The following is a 17037-nucleotide window of genomic DNA, read 5'->3' as shown; positions in this document are numbered from 1 at the left end:
AAGACTGATAAATGGGCTGTTATGACCACCGAACTGGAAATTGAAACTCATCCACTTGAACCATTTTTACCAGAAAATGCCAAGTTAATCATGATGGGGAGTTTTCCACCGCCTAAAAACCGCTGGAAAATGGAGTTCTATTATCCAAACTATCAAAATGATATGTGGAAGATTTTTGGTTTGGTTTTCTTTCAAAATAAAGAACACTTTTTAGATATCGCCAATAAAAACTTCAAGGAACAGCAGATCCGAGAGTTTTTAATGGAAAAAGGCATCGCAATTTTTGATACGGCCTATCAAATCATTCGCCTAAAAGGCAATGCTTCGGACAAATTCCTGCAAATAGCCAAGCCAACTGATTTAGCCAAGCTGCTACAACAGATTCCCCAGTGTCATAGCATTATGACCACGGGCGATAAAGCGACAGATACTTTAATACTTTCCATGCCTGAGGGAACACTGAAACCAGCGATTGGCGAATCTTCTAAGGCTTATTTCGCAAATCGTGAATTAACTTTATACCGCATGCCATCTTCATCACGTGCTTATCCACTTGCTATAGAGAAAAAAGTTGAAGCCTATAGTAAGTTATTTAATGAAATAGGCTTACTATAAGTAAGTTTTATTTACCAAAAGGCATCATTTTGTGATATTTGACCCATCTAAAAGAATGCACGCTAAAATCCCGTACCTGAGTAAAATGGACCAAATCAATCGACTACCTTTGGTCCATTTTAGACTTTGAATACGTTGTGCAATTTGAGCTAATTCTTCTTTATTGGCAGGGCGAAGTTCGCCAATTTCGATATACAGTCGCACACCGGGATAATCCTAAATTTACCTTTAAATAGCGATTTTAACCAAAATAATCTGCTGCTATTAACCACCTGAATACAGGCTTTATTATTTTGCGGCAAATGTTCTTTAAAAGATTCAGCATAAGTATCAAAGAAAAAACCGGTTTGGTTTTCTCTAAGAAATAAACTACCTATAGGCGTGATGGTGGGCTGCAACTGTGCATCTACTGTAGCAATAGAGCAGTACATTGCCACTTTGTGAGCATCATTCACTACTTTATGAATATGTTGCCATTCTTGTAGATTCATTTTGATTTTCCTTTTTATTATTTTTAATATTATTCAGTAGGATGAAAAAAAATTGAATACAGTTTTAGCGATCTGACTAGTCATTCATATAATTTTTAAGTTTGAAAAACTATATAAACAATGTCCAAGATATAACAATATCTATGTTGATAAACATCGTTTTGTTAAATGTGTCGATAAAAAAGTGTTCGATGTATTGTCAGAGGCTATCGAAAATTATCAAACTTATGATGTTTAAAGATCATTAATAAAGCTTGAAATTTATCCATCATATTCAACATAGTCCCATAAATTTAAACGGGATTTAATTTCACGGCGAATATTCGGTAGCATCGGTAATAATGTGCTATCAATCCATAAACTTAAAGCCTGTGCAGAAATATTCTTTTGTTCAGTATCTACAATTTGAGCGCCTTTAACCAGGAGCAAGGTTTCTTCATTTGCTTCAGTTTCAATGCCTTTAAATAACACCTGTAATTCTGAACCAGTATCTTGAATTATCCATTCCAATTCCAGTTGAATATTTTCACTGGATTTCAAAACAGCCTGACCTTCAAGAGTTTCAGAATCAGATAAGCAGTCATATTCCACACGGACTTTGGCTAAAAACCATTCTTGCTGTCCAAGTTCATTTAGTGTTTTGTAGGGCGTTAAAATATCACTTAAATTAAATTGACGACTTAAATCAAAAAATTGCATTGCAGAGGGTCACGATCAGGAGATAAATGAGTTAAAAACTCGAAAAGTGGGATGTTAAAGCAAATCAGGAAATGAGTAAAACTATTGTGCTGATTGATCTAAAATATGTATAAATCGCATTCAATATTTTATAAGTCATAATAATAATGTTAATCAAAGAAGTACCAAGCCCGATTGATTTAAAAAATCCAAAAGATGCAGAACATTAGGCAAATAAAGTCAATATTAAAAGACCGTAGCGTTATTAATTTTTTAATTATTATGCTGAACTGATTCAGCGACAAAAATTGAAATAGCATTGGAAATAAAAGGACTATCTCTATTTAGATGTCATTCACTTGTCATTACATCATCCATTCAATCGGGAAATAAGACACCACTTTCATGGCAAAACGCTGGAATTTGGTGCTTTTAGGGTCTTGGCTGTATTCAACGATAGAACCATCTTTTTGATGATCTAGCCAAATCACTTCCCCTTGCGGGTTAAGTTTTAACTCATAAGCAATTTGCGGTAAGTATTGATCCAGTGAGGTTGAAATCTGACCTTGTAATACATCAGATTCAACCACCAATCCGACTTCAGTATTTAAATTGGCTGACCGTGGGTCAAAGTTGAATGAACCAATAAACACCATACCGTCGATATCAAAGAATTTTGCATGCAAGCTTGAGGCATTTTTATTTTTGGCGGGAATCACATTGCCTGTGACCACTTCATACCAGGTACGTTTATGCCGTTCAATATAAGGCTTAAACTCATAAAGTTTGACACCACCTTTTAGCAAATCATGACGATATTTTTTATAAAAGGCATGCACTACTGGAACATCATTGGCCATGAATGAATTGGTCAGTACTCGAACCTCAACATTATTCTTGACCAGCTTTGTTAAATAATCTGTACCTTTACGGGTCGGTACAAAATAGGCAGAAACCAGTTCTAGATGCTGCTTTGGTTCCCCCATAATATTCAGCATCTGACGGTAAATCAGTTGATCTCCTGATGCCTCTGCACGAATTTTGTTCGGTGAGTCTGCGACAAAATGTGCTTTTGCCCAATTAATGGGACGGTCTTTTAAGTGCTGATTAATTTGTTTTTCGGCCAGTTCAATCCGTTTTTTCAGCTGATCTTTTTGTAAAGCCGTCAGTTCATAATATTTACGTAATTTGGAAAGTTGCTCTTGATGACCATCGCCTAGCAGTTGGGGAACTGAATAGCTTAAATCATCATTCCAGAAGTTCTTAAACACTTGATTGGCCTGCTTCACTGCTGTGCCATAGAACAAAATATCCATGTCGGTAAACTGGAAATTTTCACTGGCATCAAAGTATTCACGGCTGATATTGCGTCCACCAGTCACCGCTATGGCACCATCTGCAATAATCAACTTATTGTGCATACGGTGATTGATTTGGTTAAAACGAAAAACATAATCAAACACCCGTAATTTTCTAAATCTAAATGTGTAAGGATTAAAGAGTTTAATTTCAAAGTTTGGATGTTTTGCCAGTTGTTTTAAGGTGAAATCGAGTTGGGAACCGTTTTGGTCATCAATCAATAAACGGATTTTTACGCCACGATCTGCGGCTTTGAGCAATTCAGCCAGCATCAGATGTCCAATCGAATCATCTTCCCACATGTAATATTGCAAATCGAGATTATATTGCGCTTTATTAATCAGATGAAGTCTTGAAGCAATACTGATAAAGGCATCTTCCAAAGTAAAATAAGCCGTTAGACCTTGTGCCATTTGTGCATCAACATTGGAACCATTTAACCAGTGTTCAGCATGAACGTGAATAGAAGATTGCTTTTTTGATTCATTCATCGGCAAACTGCATCCTGTCAGTGTGATGACTGCAAATGAAAGTAAGACAGCTTGAGCAGATTGTCTAATTTGCATGATTATTATGAAGTCATAAAGTTATAAGTACATATTATCATCATGTTAAAGGTTGAACCGGACAATAAAAAGCGGTTACTGTAGCTCATCTGTTAAAGAACCAAATAAAGGATGGTCATTTCATGAAATCACGTGCTGCAGTCGCATTTGGTCCGGGTCAACCCCTTCAAATTGTTGAACTGGATGTTGCTCCACCGAAAGCAGGTGAAGTCTTGGTAAAAATCACACATACCGGCGTATGTCATACCGATGCCTTTACTTTATCCGGTGATGATCCTGAAGGTGTTTTCCCGGCAGTATTGGGCCATGAAGGTGCAGGCATTGTCGTAGAAGTGGGAGAAGGCGTGACCAGTGTTAAACCTGGCGATCACGTGATTCCACTTTATACCGCTGAATGTGGTGAATGTTTATTCTGTAAATCTGGAAAAACCAACCTATGTGTAGCAGTTCGTGCGACGCAAGGTAAAGGCTTAATGCCAGATGGTACGACTCGTTTTTCTTATAATGGTCAGCCAATCTATCATTACATGGGCTGTTCAACCTTTAGTGAATATACCGTGGTTGCCGAAGTCTCTTTGGCAAAAATCAATCCAGACGCAAACCCTGAACATGTATGTTTATTGGGTTGTGGTGTAACTACAGGTATTGGTGCGGTACATAACACAGCAAAAGTTCAAGCCGGCGATTCGGTTGCAGTGTTTGGTTTAGGCGGTATCGGTCTTGCAGTTGTGCAAGGTGCTCGCCAAGCTAAAGCAGGTCGGATTATTGTGGTTGATACCAATCCGGAAAAATTTGAACTTGCGAAAGAATTCGGTGCGACAGATTTCTTAAATCCAAAAGAATATGACAAACCAATTCAAGAAGTAATTGTTGAAATGACCGGTTGGGGCGTAGATCATTCGTTTGAATGTATTGGTAACGTCAATGTGATGCGTTCTGCGCTTGAATGTGCACACCGTGGTTGGGGACAATCCGTGATTATTGGTGTAGCCGGTGCAGGTCAGGAAATCTCGACCCGTCCGTTCCAGTTGGTCACTGGTCGTACCTGGAAAGGCACCGCATTTGGTGGTGTGAAAGGTCGTTCACAACTTCCGGGCATGGTTGAAGATGCAATGAAAGGCGAGATTCAACTTGAACCTTTTGTAACGCATACCATGGGTCTAGACAGAATTAATGAAGCTTTTGACTTGATGCACGAAGGTAAATCAATTCGTACAGTCGTCCATTTTAAAGATTAATCTTCTTCAAAATAAAAAAACGGGCGATATGCCCGTTTTTTATATCCGCTTGTTTAAGCAGTTGCTTTAATGACTTCTGCAATAGATTCAGCCACATAATCAATATTACTTAAATTCAGTCCTGCGGCACACATACGACCACTGCGCACCAGATAAATAGCATATTTATCTTTTAGAATATCAACCTGTTCAGCCGTTAAGCCTGTGTAGCTAAACATCCCTTGCTGTTTGACCAGATAACTAAAGTCACGTTCAGGCAAAGCTTGGCTCAATTTTTCATTCAAAATTTGACGCATTTTAATAATACGTTCGCGCATTTCGGTCAGTTCAGCTTCCCATTGTGCAGTCAGCTCAGCATCATTCAGTACATTATCCACCAACAAGGCACCTGTAGTTGGAGGGCTTGAGTAAATACGACGTACAGTGGCTTTTAATTGACCCAACACTTTTTGTGCAGTGGCTTGATCATCACATACAAAAGTTAAGCCACCGACGCGTTCGCCATAAAGCGAGAAAATTTTAGAGAATGAATTGCTAATAATAAAATTCATGCCAGCTTGATCTAAAGCACGAATGGCATAAGCATCTTGTTCCAAACCTTGACCAAAACCTTGATAGGCAATGTCCAGAAAAGGAATCAGATCCTGTTTTTGCAAGACTTCAATCACTTGATCCCATTCAGCAGAGGTTAAATCTGCACCTGTCGGGTTATGGCAACACGGGTGTAACAGCACAATGCTTTTTGCTGGAAGCTGGTTTAATTTTTCCAGCATAGCCGGAACATTGACGCCATTGGTCGCTGCATCAAAATAAGGATAGAAATGCGAGTGAATACCAGCACCATTAAAAATGGCAATATGATTTTCCCACGTCGGTTGACTCATCCAAACGTCAGATTCCGGAAAATATTTTTTAAGAAAATCTGCACCGACTTTCAGTGCGCCAGAACCACCCAAAGTTTGAATCGTTACCGCGCGACCATCACGACGGGCTGGACTATCTTGACCTAAAACAAGGGCTTGAGTAGCGTGGTTATAAGACTTCAAACCATCCATGGGTAAATAGAGCTTGACATGATCATTGGTCGCTTCAATATTTTTATAGGCTGCTTTAATGGCATTTAATTGAGGAACAATATTGTCTTCATTGTAATAAAGTCCAATACTTAAATTAATTTTTTGCGTCCGTTCATCTTTACCAAACTCTTCCATAAGAGAAAGAATCGGATCACCTGCATAACTATCAACATGTTGGAACATGAATATATCCTTCGTTATATGTGGTAAACAAATCAAGCCTTCGGTATAGAACGCATTTTATCTTTTAATGCCAATGGATGGTCTTTTATTTTTATAGGAACTGCCCAGTAGTATTGAGATATTTATTTAAAGAACATGAAAAATAGAAAACGATTAAATTGAAGTTTGAGAGCCAAGCTTTATTTTTAAACAATATATAAGTAAAAGTTGACTGATTTATGTATTTTTATTTTGTATAAAATTCTTGTCAAATTGATGAATACAGCGTATTTTAATTTTAAGACACATACTTTTTTGAAGAAATAAAGATGTTAAAGCAACCAGTCATCTCAAACGCACGTTATTATTTTTGGCAATTTAGATAATTGCCTGAACGCGTTCGGGCAAGAAATGGTTGCCCACCAAGTTTATAACCTGATCGGCAACCCTGATCAGGTTTTTTTATGCTTTATTTTTCTTACACTTTTTGGAGTTAGCTCATGAAATCATTAAATTACTCATATTTTAGCAACTCTTATTGGTTTTACTTTAGTCAAATGATGACTCTTGCCTTGCAATCCATTAGACCCATAACGCTCAAATAAAAGATTGGACTGAAAAAAGTCCCCAGGAAAGACCAATGAATGCTTTAAATACTGCTTTACAACAAACGCAAACGACTGCGAAAGAAACCACTTTAAGTTTGCCTCATCAATTGAAGGCACAATTTCCTTTATCTGCAAAACTGGCTCAACAAATTGCCGAGCAGCGTCAAACCATTCAAAATATTCTAGATGGCAAAGATCATCGTTTGATGGTGGTGACAGGTCCGTGTTCCATTCATGATCCCGTTTCTGCACTTGAATATGCTGAAAAATTACAACAATTACAAAGTCAGGTATCAGATCAAATTTTTCTGGTTATGCGTGCATATATTGAAAAACCACGCACCACGATTGGTTGGAAAGGTTTTTTATATGACCCAAATTTAGATGGTTCATCTAACATGCAATTGGGCTTAGAAAAATCACGCGAGTTATATCTGCAAATTATAGAAATGGGTTTACCAATTGCATCGGAAATTTTAAGCCCGATGGCGACCGCATATTTCGATGATTTGCTGGCTTGGGGTGCAATTGGTGCACGTACCAGCGAATCGCAGATTCACCGTGAAATTTCAAGCCATATGCCATACAGCATTGGTTTCAAAAATGGCACAGATGGTTCAATTCAAATTGCACTTGATGCCATTCAATCGGCTTCACATCCACATGAATTCCTAGGCATGAGCCAATCCGGCTTACCTTGTATTCTAGAATCACAAGGTAATCGAAAAGCGCATCTGATTTTACGCGGTGCAAATTCGGGTCCTAATTACCAATTGGCTGAAATCGAGCACATTAAAGAAAAATCCAAAGTTGAATTGCCGGCATTAGTGATTGATTGTAGTCATGGTAATAGTCACAAAAATCCCTTATTACAACCTGAAGTTTTACGTACCATTGTAGATGAACGCGTACAAAGCAATGTTCGTGGCGTGATGCTGGAAAGCTATCTGGTTGATGGTCAGCAAAAGATTTCATGTGAGATGACCTATGGTCAATCTGTGACTGATGGTTGTTTAGGTTGGGATAAAACCCAGCAACTTTTATTGGGTGTTGCAGATTCCCTGCGTATTTCTCAATTAAAGCGTAGTGCTTAATATTTTTAAAAAGCGTGATTATTTTCTAACAAAGCCCCGTTGATCGGGGCTTTGTTGTTTCTTATAAGCACATTTATGTTGTCTGTTTAAATTTAGAACAATACTTTGTTGATGCTCTATACATTTTTTATTCATTCTTTTAACTGATTGGAATTAACAAATTTGAGTCGTATAGCTTCTTTAGGCACAATAATTGAAATTGATACTCAGCAATAACTAATTGTTTAATAATTACAATTCACTATAGATATTGCTGAGTACTGGAAATAATTTTAAATGGGGAAAAATATGTATAGTGCGGAATTACTGGAAGAAGCGCGTAAAATAATATTTCATATGCTGACCAAAGTGGTGGAATATGGTGGCTCGGACTTATTTATTTCAGCAGATTTTCCGCCCAGCATTAAACATCAAGGCCTAATGAAACCGATTGGGCAACAGGCATTAACTGCAGATAAGACAAAATTATTTGCCTACAGTTTAATGAATGAAAAACAACGTCAGGAATTTGAAAAAGAACTCGAATGTAATTTTGCCATTAATGTTCCCGATGTTTCGCGCTTTCGTATTAATGTGTTTCAACAACAGTTACAAGTGGGTATGGTGATTCGAACCATTACCGCGGAAATTCCAAATTTTACCAAGTTAAAACTGCCTGAAACATTAAAAGACGTGATGATGGCGAAACGCGGATTGATCCTTGTCGTTGGAGCTACGGGTTCGGGTAAATCTACGTCTTTGGCGGCAATGATTGATCACCGTAATGAAAATTCAGCCGGGCATATCATTACCGTTGAAGATCCGGTTGAATATGTACATAAGCACAAGAAATCGATGGTGACTCACCGTGAAGTGGGTGTAGATAGCCACTCATGGCACAATGCCTTAAAAAATACCTTGCGTCAGGCACCTGATGTGATCCTGATTGGGGAAATCCGTGATACTGAAACCATGGAACACGCAATTGCCTTTGCGGAAACCGGGCATTTATGTTTAGGAACCTTACATGCCAACAATGCCAATCAGGCACTTGATCGAATCATTAACTTTTTCCCTGAAGAACGAAAAAATCAATTGCTGATGGACTTGTCTTCCAATATGAAAGCGATTATTTCCCAGCGCTTGGTGCGAACTCAAGATGGCAGCGGTCGTCGTGCTGCCATTGAAATTTTGCTGAATACTCCATTGATTGGCGATAATATTTTGAAAGGTCAACTTCATGAACTGAAAGAGATTATGAAAAAATCCCGTGAATTGGGCATGCAAACTTTTGATCAGGCATTATTTGATTTGTATAATGAAGGTGCGATTAGTTATGAAGAAGCCTTGCGCAATGCAGATTCCATGAATGAATTACGCTTACAGATCAAATTAAAAAGTCCTAGAGAGGATCAATCTGTGCCCGGTTCAGCATCATCATTTAGCATGATGCAGGAAAGTAATGTAGATGAAAGTGAAACCAAAGAGAAGAATCAAGCTTAGTTGAGTCATGTTTTAAAATAATAATTTTAAAACTATTAAGTGAAGCTATAAAAAATATGCATCATCCAATTTTAGGGTGATGCATATTTCTATTATATGAGTCTGGTTTGAAGTTTTTTAGGCTGCTGTATGTTTGCGATCTACAAATAATTTATAAAAAACCAAACTTAATGCCGTGATCAATGCACAGAGTAGATAGGCAAAGCTGTAGCCCTGATGAGCAATCACCATACCCAGCAAGATTGAACCAATTGCAATACCGATGTCATAACAGGTAAAGAAAGTTGAGGTTGCATGCCCAATTCGATTTTTCGGTGAATGCTGAATGGAAATGGTTTGCAAGCAGGGTTGAGCTGAACCAAAGCCCATACCGACAAATACCGCAGCAATCATCAATCCAGTCACGCTATTGATTTGACTTAGAACAATCAGCCCAATCGAAAATAGCGCAATCGCAGGGTAAACTACAAAATTTGGCCCTTTACGATCATAAATTTTCCCAGTGATGGGTCGCAAACTCATCATCGAAATCGCAAAGACCACAAAGAATAAACTGGCATAAGCAAGTAAATTTTTTGATTCGGCAAAAGTCGAAATGAAGGACATGATACTGGCATAAGAAAAAGAGACGATCATTGCCATGACCGAGACGGGCAAGGCTTTCTTTTCAACAAAATCATGAACAGATAATTTCCGTTTAACGGTTTCAACTTGATTTTTTATGGTTTCTTGAATTGGGATCAGGAAGCAAAATGCAAACCCTAAACAAATAATGCCGGCTAAAATCGCTGCAACCATTTGATAAGAAAGTTGCTGAATCAAGGTCAGACCAATTAATGGACCCAGCACAATCCCCAAGTTGACTGACATGACAAAATATCCCATGCCTTCACCCTTACGGTTTGCAGGAATAAAGTCATTGGCAATCGGGACGGTAACCGTGGTTAAAATACTAAACCAGATACCATGAAACAGGCGGATCACTAAAAGAAAAGTCAGATTATCTGCAAAAATATAGGCAAATGAAAAAAGACAGAACAAAGTCTCTGAAATATAAAGCGCTTTTTTTCGTCCAATTTTCTCGATAATTAAACCACTGAAAGGACGAACTGCAATCGATGAGGCCATAAATAGCGTCATGGCTAAACCCGCTTGCGCTAAAGTTCCATGTAATTCATTTAAAATATAAATAGGTAAAATTGTGGTTTGTGCAAAATAAAATATAAACAAAAACAGATTATTGGCTAGACACAGAATAAAGGACTTATTCCATAACTGTTGTGCATTTACAGGCGACATAATTTACCTAGATCTATAAGAGATAGACGATTCATCGGGCTTATCGAGGCAATTATTTTTGTGAGCCAGGAAAATGATTTTTATAATGATTAAAGACAAGTCAGATCATCGTTAGATTGTATAAATTTTAGATGATTATTTTTGAAAAGTATAGTTTATCAAGAATAAAACATCTTAATTAATTTTATTCTGTGGTTTTATTTATTATTAATCTCATATTGTGATTTTTAGATGTGATATTTTCATATCTGACTGTTGTTGGCTTAAAATAAAAAAATCAGCCCTAAAGACTGATTTTTTTATGGATATAAACAGGATTATAAACCTGCTTCATATTCACTGCTTGAAAGTAACTTTTCTACATCCGCCATATTATTTGGCTTAATTTTATAAATCCAGCCCTTGCCATACGGATCATCATTCACAAAGTCAGGATCATCTTCAAGCTCTGGATTCACTTCAACCACTTCGCCTGAAACAGGTGCATGAATATCAGAAGCTGTTTTAACCGACTCCACCACACCTGCCTGTTCACCGGCAGTGATTTGCTGGCCTACTTCAGGTGCTTCCACATAGACTAAATCGCCTAAAGCATCCTGTGCATGGTCGGAAATACCGGTAACAACCAGATCACCTTCAATTTTGACCCATTCGTGAGTACTGGCGTACTTTAATTCTGAAGGGTGATTCATTGATGACTCCTTTAAAATATTCAAATCATTTTTGCCATGTTTTATACAGGTTTTTTGATAAAAACAAAAGTTTATAAATAAGGATCTTTACGCCAGTTGCTTGGACTACGACCACTCCAGCGCTTAAATGCCCGGCTAAAATTGGCCACATCACTATAGCCCAGTTCATCCGCAATCAACTCTAAGGTGTAATCCGTTCGAGAAAGCAGCGATGTTGCATGACGATAACGCACTTCATCCACGATGGTTGAAAAGGATGTCCCTTCGGCAGCCAATTGACGTTTTAAAGTCCGATCGGACATATGCAGTCGATCTGCGACATTTTCGATACTTAAATAATGCTGTTCTGAATTGGTCAAAATATCACGCACCCGCATAGCCAAACGACGGCGTTCACCTAATGCCGAGAGTTCAGCTTCACATTGGTTAATCGCAATCTGGCTGGCAAGGGGGTCAGCATTGACCATTTTTAAACTCAGGTATTTTTTATCAAAACTTGAGAGTAAATGAGGTTGTTCAAAACGGAAAGTATGCGATGGAAATTTTGCCATATAACGTTCAAAACCGTCTGGTTTCGGGAAATCAAAATCAATCTCGCCAGATAGATCATCACAACCCGTCAAGGCTTTTGCCATGGTGACAATGCCAAAGGTCAGGGCAATGGCAATTTCAGTTCTTAAAGGCTCAATGTCAAAATCACATTGCAATTGCAGCGTGGCTTTGTCACCAAAAGTGGAAAAATAAAGCTGTAAAAAGGGCAAACGGAGCTGAATAAAGCGGTTGGCCAAGACCAGGGCATCGCTAATATCATGTGCGGTCATGATGGCATAACCAATAAAACCATGAATGGAAATCCGCATTTGGGTACCCAAATGAAAACCCAGCGTTGGTTCACCAGTTAAACGTAAAGCATGTTTAATCAGCTCATTTGCAACAGGCGTTGGAATACGAAAATTTGGCTCGGCCAACTGCTCACTGCTTAAATGAAAAGGGGTAAACAATGCTTCTGCGTTGTAGCCCCAACGTGACACCACATCTAACAGGAGCAAACCGTAAACCCCGGGTATTCCTTGGTCTTGTCTTGGAGAAATCGTTTTCATGCGCTATCCATTGCACTCAGTCGTTTTTTCTATTTGTTGATTTTTCATATTGGCATGAAAAGGAACAGCATCCTGTTAAAATTGTTCGACAACCTGTTCAAAGTCGGTAAATTAAAAAGGTTTAAATTCCTTTTTAAAGATCACAATTTTCGTTGTAGAGATCAGCAGTACATCATTGTTTTGATTCAGTGCCTGAGTCACATAGCTCACTATAGCGCGGTCAGTTTTGGTTTTTGATGGCGTAATTGCAACAATTTCAACTTCAACATGAACTTTATCGCCAGGACGGGTCGGTCGTGGCCAGCGCAAGTTGGATTCCGAACCAATCAGTCCATAAGCGACAGGAAAACATTCTGTCCATAAACGCATGGTCACGGCACAGGTATGCCAACCACTTGCGGCAATCCCTTGAAAAACAGGATGCTCTTTAGCCTGATCTTCATCGATATGGAAAACTTGCGGATCATAGGCATGCGCAAATTGCTTGATTTCTTCCAAGGTCATTTCATATTCACGACTAATAAAACGATCACCAACTTTTATATCTTCTAAATACAGCATTAATGTGCTTCCTTTTTCTTCAATGCTTGTTGTTCTATCAAAAAACTGCCGGTTTGTCTTTGCCACAAATGCGCATAAATGCCATTCAGGGCCACAAGTTCATCATGCGTGCCTTGTTCCACAATTTTACCTTCATCTAGGACAACTAAACGATCCATTTGAGCAATGGTGGACAAGCGATGGGCAATGGCAATAACAGTTTTACCTTCCATTAAGTCATCCAAACTGGATTGAATAGCTGCCTCAACTTCGGAGTCTAAAGCACTGGTCGCTTCATCTAAAATCAAGATCGGTGCATCTTTTAAAAATACCCGCGCAATCGCCACGCGTTGACGTTGTCCACCAGAAAGTTTGACACCACGTTCACCGACATAGGCTTCATAGCCAGATTTACCGCGTAAGTCGGTCAGCTGGGGAATGAATTCTTCTGCTTTGGCTTTGCGAACAGCCTCAAACATTTCTTCATCGCTTGCATGTGGGCGACCATATTTAATATTTTCAGCCACAGTGCGGTGCAATAAAGAGGTGTCTTGAGTCACCAAGGCAATGCTTTTACGCAAACTATCCTGAGTCACATCTGCAATGTTTTGACCGTCAATCAAAATACGACCTTGGTTGAGCTCATAAAAATGCAGTAACAATTGAATCAGGGTTGATTTACCTGCACCAGAACGACCAACAATGCCAATTTTTTCACCGGGTTTGATGGTTAAATTTAAATGATCAATCACATTTTTATTGTTATAGGCAAAGCTGACATCTTCAAATTTGATTTCACCATGTTGTACCTGTAAGGGCTGAGCATCTTCCTTGTCTTGAATGCTAATAGGGCGACCCATGGTTTTCATGCCATCTTGAATGGTACCGACATTTTCAAATAGTGCTGAAGATTGCCACATCATAAATTCAGCAATGCTGTTGAGTTTTAATATCATCGCGGTAGTCGCAGCAATAATGCCCAGCTGAGCTTGCCCATTAATCCAGAGCCAAAGAGCGGTTCCTAAAACACCCACATATAAAACCACACTGAGTAAATTAATGCTGACTTCATACCGAACCCCTAAGCGCATTTGCTTATACACCGTGATCATAAAGCCTTGCATGGATTCTTTGGCGTACTGACTTTCACGGCCCGCATGGGCAAACAGTTTCACGGTTTGGATATTGGTATAGGCATCAGTCACCCGACCGGTCATTACGGCACGTGCGTCAGCTTGTTTATTGGAGATTTGGCTTAAACGTGGAATGAAATAGCAGGCAGCAATAATAAACAGCACTAACCACAACATCAGTGGTAAAATCAGCAGAGGGGAAATTGCGCCCAGAACAAAACTGATGGTGACAAAGTAAATCAGCACATATGCCAGCATGTCTCCCAAAATTACCCAGAACTCACGTACCGCAAGCGAAGTCTGCATGACTTTGGCAGATAAACGGCCGGCAAAATCATTATGGAAAAAATCCAGACTTTGCAGCAAAAGTAGGTTGTGAAAGCGCCAACGCAGGCGCATCGGGAAGGTGCTGTATAAAATTTGATGCTTGATAATCGATTGCATGCTGGCGAATAAAATATTGGCCAGCAGAATACCCGTCAAAAGGGTCAAATTTTGCGTATGTTCTACTAAAAATGTTTCAGGTTGGCTCTTGCTCAACCAATTCACTAAATCGCCAATTTTTGCATAGAGTACGGCTTCAAAACTTGCCGCTCCTGCAGTACATAATACAAGTAACAGCAAATAACGGCGAACGCCATTTGCAGCTTGCCATACAAAAGGGAAAAAACGCGTTGGAAGTGGTTCGTTTAAACCTTTGGTGGGATAAGGATCGACCAGTTTTTCAAACCACTGCAACATTGCTTACACTCCATTTGATTAAAACGATTTAATATCGGTATTATGCAATTTTTCCAGTATAAACAATATTCTATATTAACGTTGAAAGCCTGTTTGAATAAGTGTAAACAAGCCTCTATGCATTATAACCTGTTTATGTTTAGACCCTGAATGATGCCATACTGGAAAAACGGTTGAGATGTAAATTTTCTGGTAACAGTTCCTACAACACAACTTTTAGACGGTATTTTAAGATACCGCGTTGAAATTCGCGTCAATCATAAAGACTAACCTGAATACAAAGAGAGTCAAACTTTTAGCCCATGATGCAAGTCAGAAATTGGCTTAAAAATGTGAAATCGAAATTGAAATAAACCAATTATTCTATATGACGATCAATATGAAATGAACGGATGCTATTAAGCTTTACCTCAGCAATGCAGGTAACGTAGAGAGTAAATCCAAAACAAATACACTTAATTTAGTGAAAATATTTCCTGTTTCCAAAAAGTTTATCATGAAATTAAATCGTATGGATTTATCAGATCATGGGGGGCTACGAAAAGTATATTTATCTAAAATTAGGTTTTGATCCTATTTAACCTCGTATGATCCAGCATGAACTTTTGCAGATCCCTAGCTTTTTCGTACAAGCATCCGGTATGTAGGAATACTTAGCGACTTAAATAAAGCTGTATAAGAATTCTAGTCTCTCATAAGAAAACAAGAGGACTTTATTATTTTTACGGTATATTTATTAAAATAAAAAAACATTAATAAATTAAAAAACAATAACTTAAAATAAAATACGCATGCACAGAAAGTGCATCAGAACATTGTGTAACATTGCTTTATTGTGTGGAACATTTCTTGATTATTATCGTACTTTTAGTAATCAATGTTAATAAAGTCGCAATATATTTTTTGTAGATCAATCAGATATATTTATCAGGCTTACATTGAAGGAAATTGAAACAGATGTAGGCTTGGTGAATAAAATATAAGGAGTAGAGTTAATAAAGTCATGATTAGTGCGGTATATCCTAAACTATAGGAGGTAAATATAAATGACTACTCGAGAACCAGCTCAACAAAATCCGCAAAAACAACCAAACCAACAACAGCAACAACAAAATCCGCATAAACAACAGAAATAAAACTTTGATCTACTATCCTGAATATTAATTGTTATTCATGATTTTTTCTGTGTTCAAAGTTTTTCCAGATTTATAGTTTCATTATTTCTATTTATCCTTATTTATCAAAAAGGGAAGAATAATATGAACTCAAAAGATGTAAAAATCATAATCGGTGTCATCGTCGCTGTAATAATTGTAGTCATTCTTTATTCCCTATATGACAGAAATAAAGATGAAAACATGGGAAATTTGAAGAATGAGCAAGGTAATACACTGCTTAACCCTATGCACAAGATAAGTTCAAGCGCGTAGACCAATACGATAATGCGAAAGATGATCACAGTAATGAATTTAAATTAGATGCTTTTTTGAATATAGAAACTCCATAAGTGAAACTGGCTAGAACCAGCCAATGTCCCTAAACACAATATTGTTATAAGGAGAAAAAAAGATGGCGAATTCTGATGAAGATCGTATCAAAAATAATCCAAATACTGATGAGGATGATTCACACCCAGTGGGAACAGGTATAGGTGCAGCAAGTGCTGCCGCTGCAGGTGCTGCGATTGGTAGTGTGGGCGGTCCAGTAGGCGCTATAGTCGGTGGGACAGTGGGTGCAATAGTCGGTGGTGTAGCCGGCCATGCAGCAGGTGAAGCGATGGACCCCACTGTAGAAGATACTTATTGGCGTGAAAACAGTATTCATCAACCTTATTATCAGTCCACACAAAATACTTATCCTGATTTGGACTATGATAGAGATTATCGGCATGCCTATCGTGTAGGTTATGAGGATTTATCCGCATATGATTCAACCAAAAGGTTTGAAGATGTAGAGCCAGATCTTCGTACTAAATGGGAAAGAGCAAAAGCGGAATCCCGCCTATCCTGGGAAGAGGCTAAACATGCTTCCCGTGATGCATGGAATCGTTTACGTCCCTAGCTGCTACTGAATAACCTCAATCACCTTAAAACCAATCTTTTAAATTTTAAAATGATTGGTTTTTTTGATTGCGGCTTCTATGTAGAAGTTAAATCATATTTT

General features: G+C 38.3%; 13 protein-coding genes and 1 pseudogene. 5 read left to right on the top strand and 9 right to left on the bottom strand.

Features of this window, described 5'->3' with window-relative positions:
- The first annotated feature begins 21 nt into the window (after positions 1 to 21).
- Complete coding sequence (locus tag B9T23_RS05215; protein WP_086193292.1) at positions 22 to 615, top strand: uracil-DNA glycosylase family protein; 594 nt, start codon at positions 22 to 24, stop codon at positions 613 to 615.
- Between the two features lie 7 nt (positions 616 to 622).
- Here B9T23_RS05215 and B9T23_RS05210 read toward each other — a convergent pair.
- The 3 genes and pseudogenes from B9T23_RS05210 to B9T23_RS05200 all read right to left on the bottom strand — a co-directional run bounded on the left by B9T23_RS05210 (position 623) and on the right by B9T23_RS05200 (position 3709).
- Positions 623 to 1106, bottom strand: a pseudogene (locus B9T23_RS05210) (pyridoxamine 5'-phosphate oxidase family protein).
- 261 nt (positions 1107 to 1367) lie between these two features.
- The gene (locus B9T23_RS05205; RefSeq protein WP_086193291.1) at positions 1368 to 1805 is read right to left on the bottom strand and encodes a hypothetical protein; all 438 of its coding nucleotides are present in this window, start codon (positions 1803 to 1805) and stop codon (positions 1368 to 1370) included.
- A gap of 344 nt (positions 1806 to 2149) precedes the next feature.
- The gene (locus B9T23_RS05200; protein WP_086193290.1) at positions 2150 to 3709 is read right to left on the bottom strand and encodes a phospholipase D family protein; all 1560 of its coding nucleotides are present in this window, start codon (positions 3707 to 3709) and stop codon (positions 2150 to 2152) included.
- A 122-nt stretch (positions 3710 to 3831) separates the two neighbouring features.
- On the opposite strand from B9T23_RS05200, the gene B9T23_RS05195 reads away from it, so the two are divergent.
- A complete protein-coding gene (locus B9T23_RS05195; protein ID WP_086193289.1) occupies positions 3832 to 4947 on the top strand; it encodes an S-(hydroxymethyl)glutathione dehydrogenase/class III alcohol dehydrogenase in 1116 nt (371 codons plus the stop codon).
- A gap of 53 nt (positions 4948 to 5000) precedes the next feature.
- Here the strand turns inward: B9T23_RS05195 and B9T23_RS05190 are convergent, their stop codons facing one another.
- Positions 5001 to 6206 carry an amino acid aminotransferase gene (locus B9T23_RS05190; RefSeq protein ID WP_086193288.1) on the bottom strand — a complete coding sequence of 402 codons (1206 nt, stop codon included), beginning with the start codon at positions 6204 to 6206 and terminating at the stop codon, positions 5001 to 5003.
- Positions 6207 to 6825: 619 nt separating this feature from the next.
- On the opposite strand from B9T23_RS05190, the gene B9T23_RS05185 reads away from it, so the two are divergent.
- Both B9T23_RS05185 and B9T23_RS05180 read left to right on the top strand, forming a co-directional pair.
- Positions 6826 to 7887 (top strand): 3-deoxy-7-phosphoheptulonate synthase, encoded by a 1062-nt coding sequence (locus tag B9T23_RS05185; protein ID WP_086193287.1) that lies wholly within the window; start codon positions 6826 to 6828, stop codon positions 7885 to 7887.
- A 288-nt stretch (positions 7888 to 8175) separates the two neighbouring features.
- A complete protein-coding gene (locus B9T23_RS05180) occupies positions 8176 to 9369 on the top strand; it encodes a PilT/PilU family type 4a pilus ATPase (protein ID WP_086193286.1) in 1194 nt (397 codons plus the stop codon).
- 117 nt (positions 9370 to 9486) lie between these two features.
- Here B9T23_RS05180 and B9T23_RS05175 read toward each other — a convergent pair whose 3' ends face one another.
- The 5 genes from B9T23_RS05175 to B9T23_RS05155 form a co-directional block, all read right to left on the bottom strand.
- Positions 9487 to 10668, bottom strand: coding sequence for an MFS transporter (locus tag B9T23_RS05175; RefSeq protein ID WP_086193285.1), 1182 nt, complete (start codon positions 10666 to 10668; stop codon positions 9487 to 9489).
- A 317-nt stretch (positions 10669 to 10985) separates the two neighbouring features.
- Positions 10986 to 11360: a glycine cleavage system protein GcvH gene (gene gcvH, locus B9T23_RS05170; RefSeq protein WP_086193284.1), complete on the bottom strand. Its 375-nt coding sequence runs from the start codon at positions 11358 to 11360 to the stop codon at positions 10986 to 10988.
- Positions 11361 to 11431: 71 nt separating this feature from the next.
- The gene (locus B9T23_RS05165) at positions 11432 to 12460 is read right to left on the bottom strand and encodes a helix-turn-helix transcriptional regulator (RefSeq protein WP_086193283.1); all 1029 of its coding nucleotides are present in this window, start codon (positions 12458 to 12460) and stop codon (positions 11432 to 11434) included.
- Positions 12461 to 12571: 111 nt separating this feature from the next.
- Positions 12572 to 13021, bottom strand: a complete 450-nt coding sequence (locus tag B9T23_RS05160) for a MaoC family dehydratase (RefSeq protein ID WP_086193282.1) — start codon at positions 13019 to 13021, stop codon at positions 12572 to 12574.
- On the bottom strand, positions 13021 to 14874 hold the full coding sequence (locus B9T23_RS05155) for an ABC transporter ATP-binding protein (RefSeq protein ID WP_086193281.1): 1854 nt from the start codon (positions 14872 to 14874) through the stop codon (positions 13021 to 13023). The genes B9T23_RS05160 and B9T23_RS05155 overlap by 1 nt, the downstream gene beginning before the upstream one ends.
- Positions 14875 to 16443: 1569 nt before the next feature.
- On the opposite strand from B9T23_RS05155, the gene B9T23_RS05150 reads away from it, so the two are divergent.
- Positions 16444 to 16935 (top strand): hypothetical protein, encoded by a 492-nt coding sequence (locus B9T23_RS05150; RefSeq protein WP_086193280.1) that lies wholly within the window; start codon positions 16444 to 16446, stop codon positions 16933 to 16935.
- Positions 16936 to 17037: the final 102 nt, after the last annotated feature.

Origin of the sequence: Acinetobacter terrae (genome assembly GCF_002135195.1) — a bacterium.
Classification (GTDB): Bacteria; Pseudomonadota; Gammaproteobacteria; order Pseudomonadales; family Moraxellaceae; genus Acinetobacter; species Acinetobacter terrae.
The sequence above is the reverse complement of the archived record's forward strand: the minus strand, read 5'-3'. Positions and strand labels throughout refer to the sequence as shown.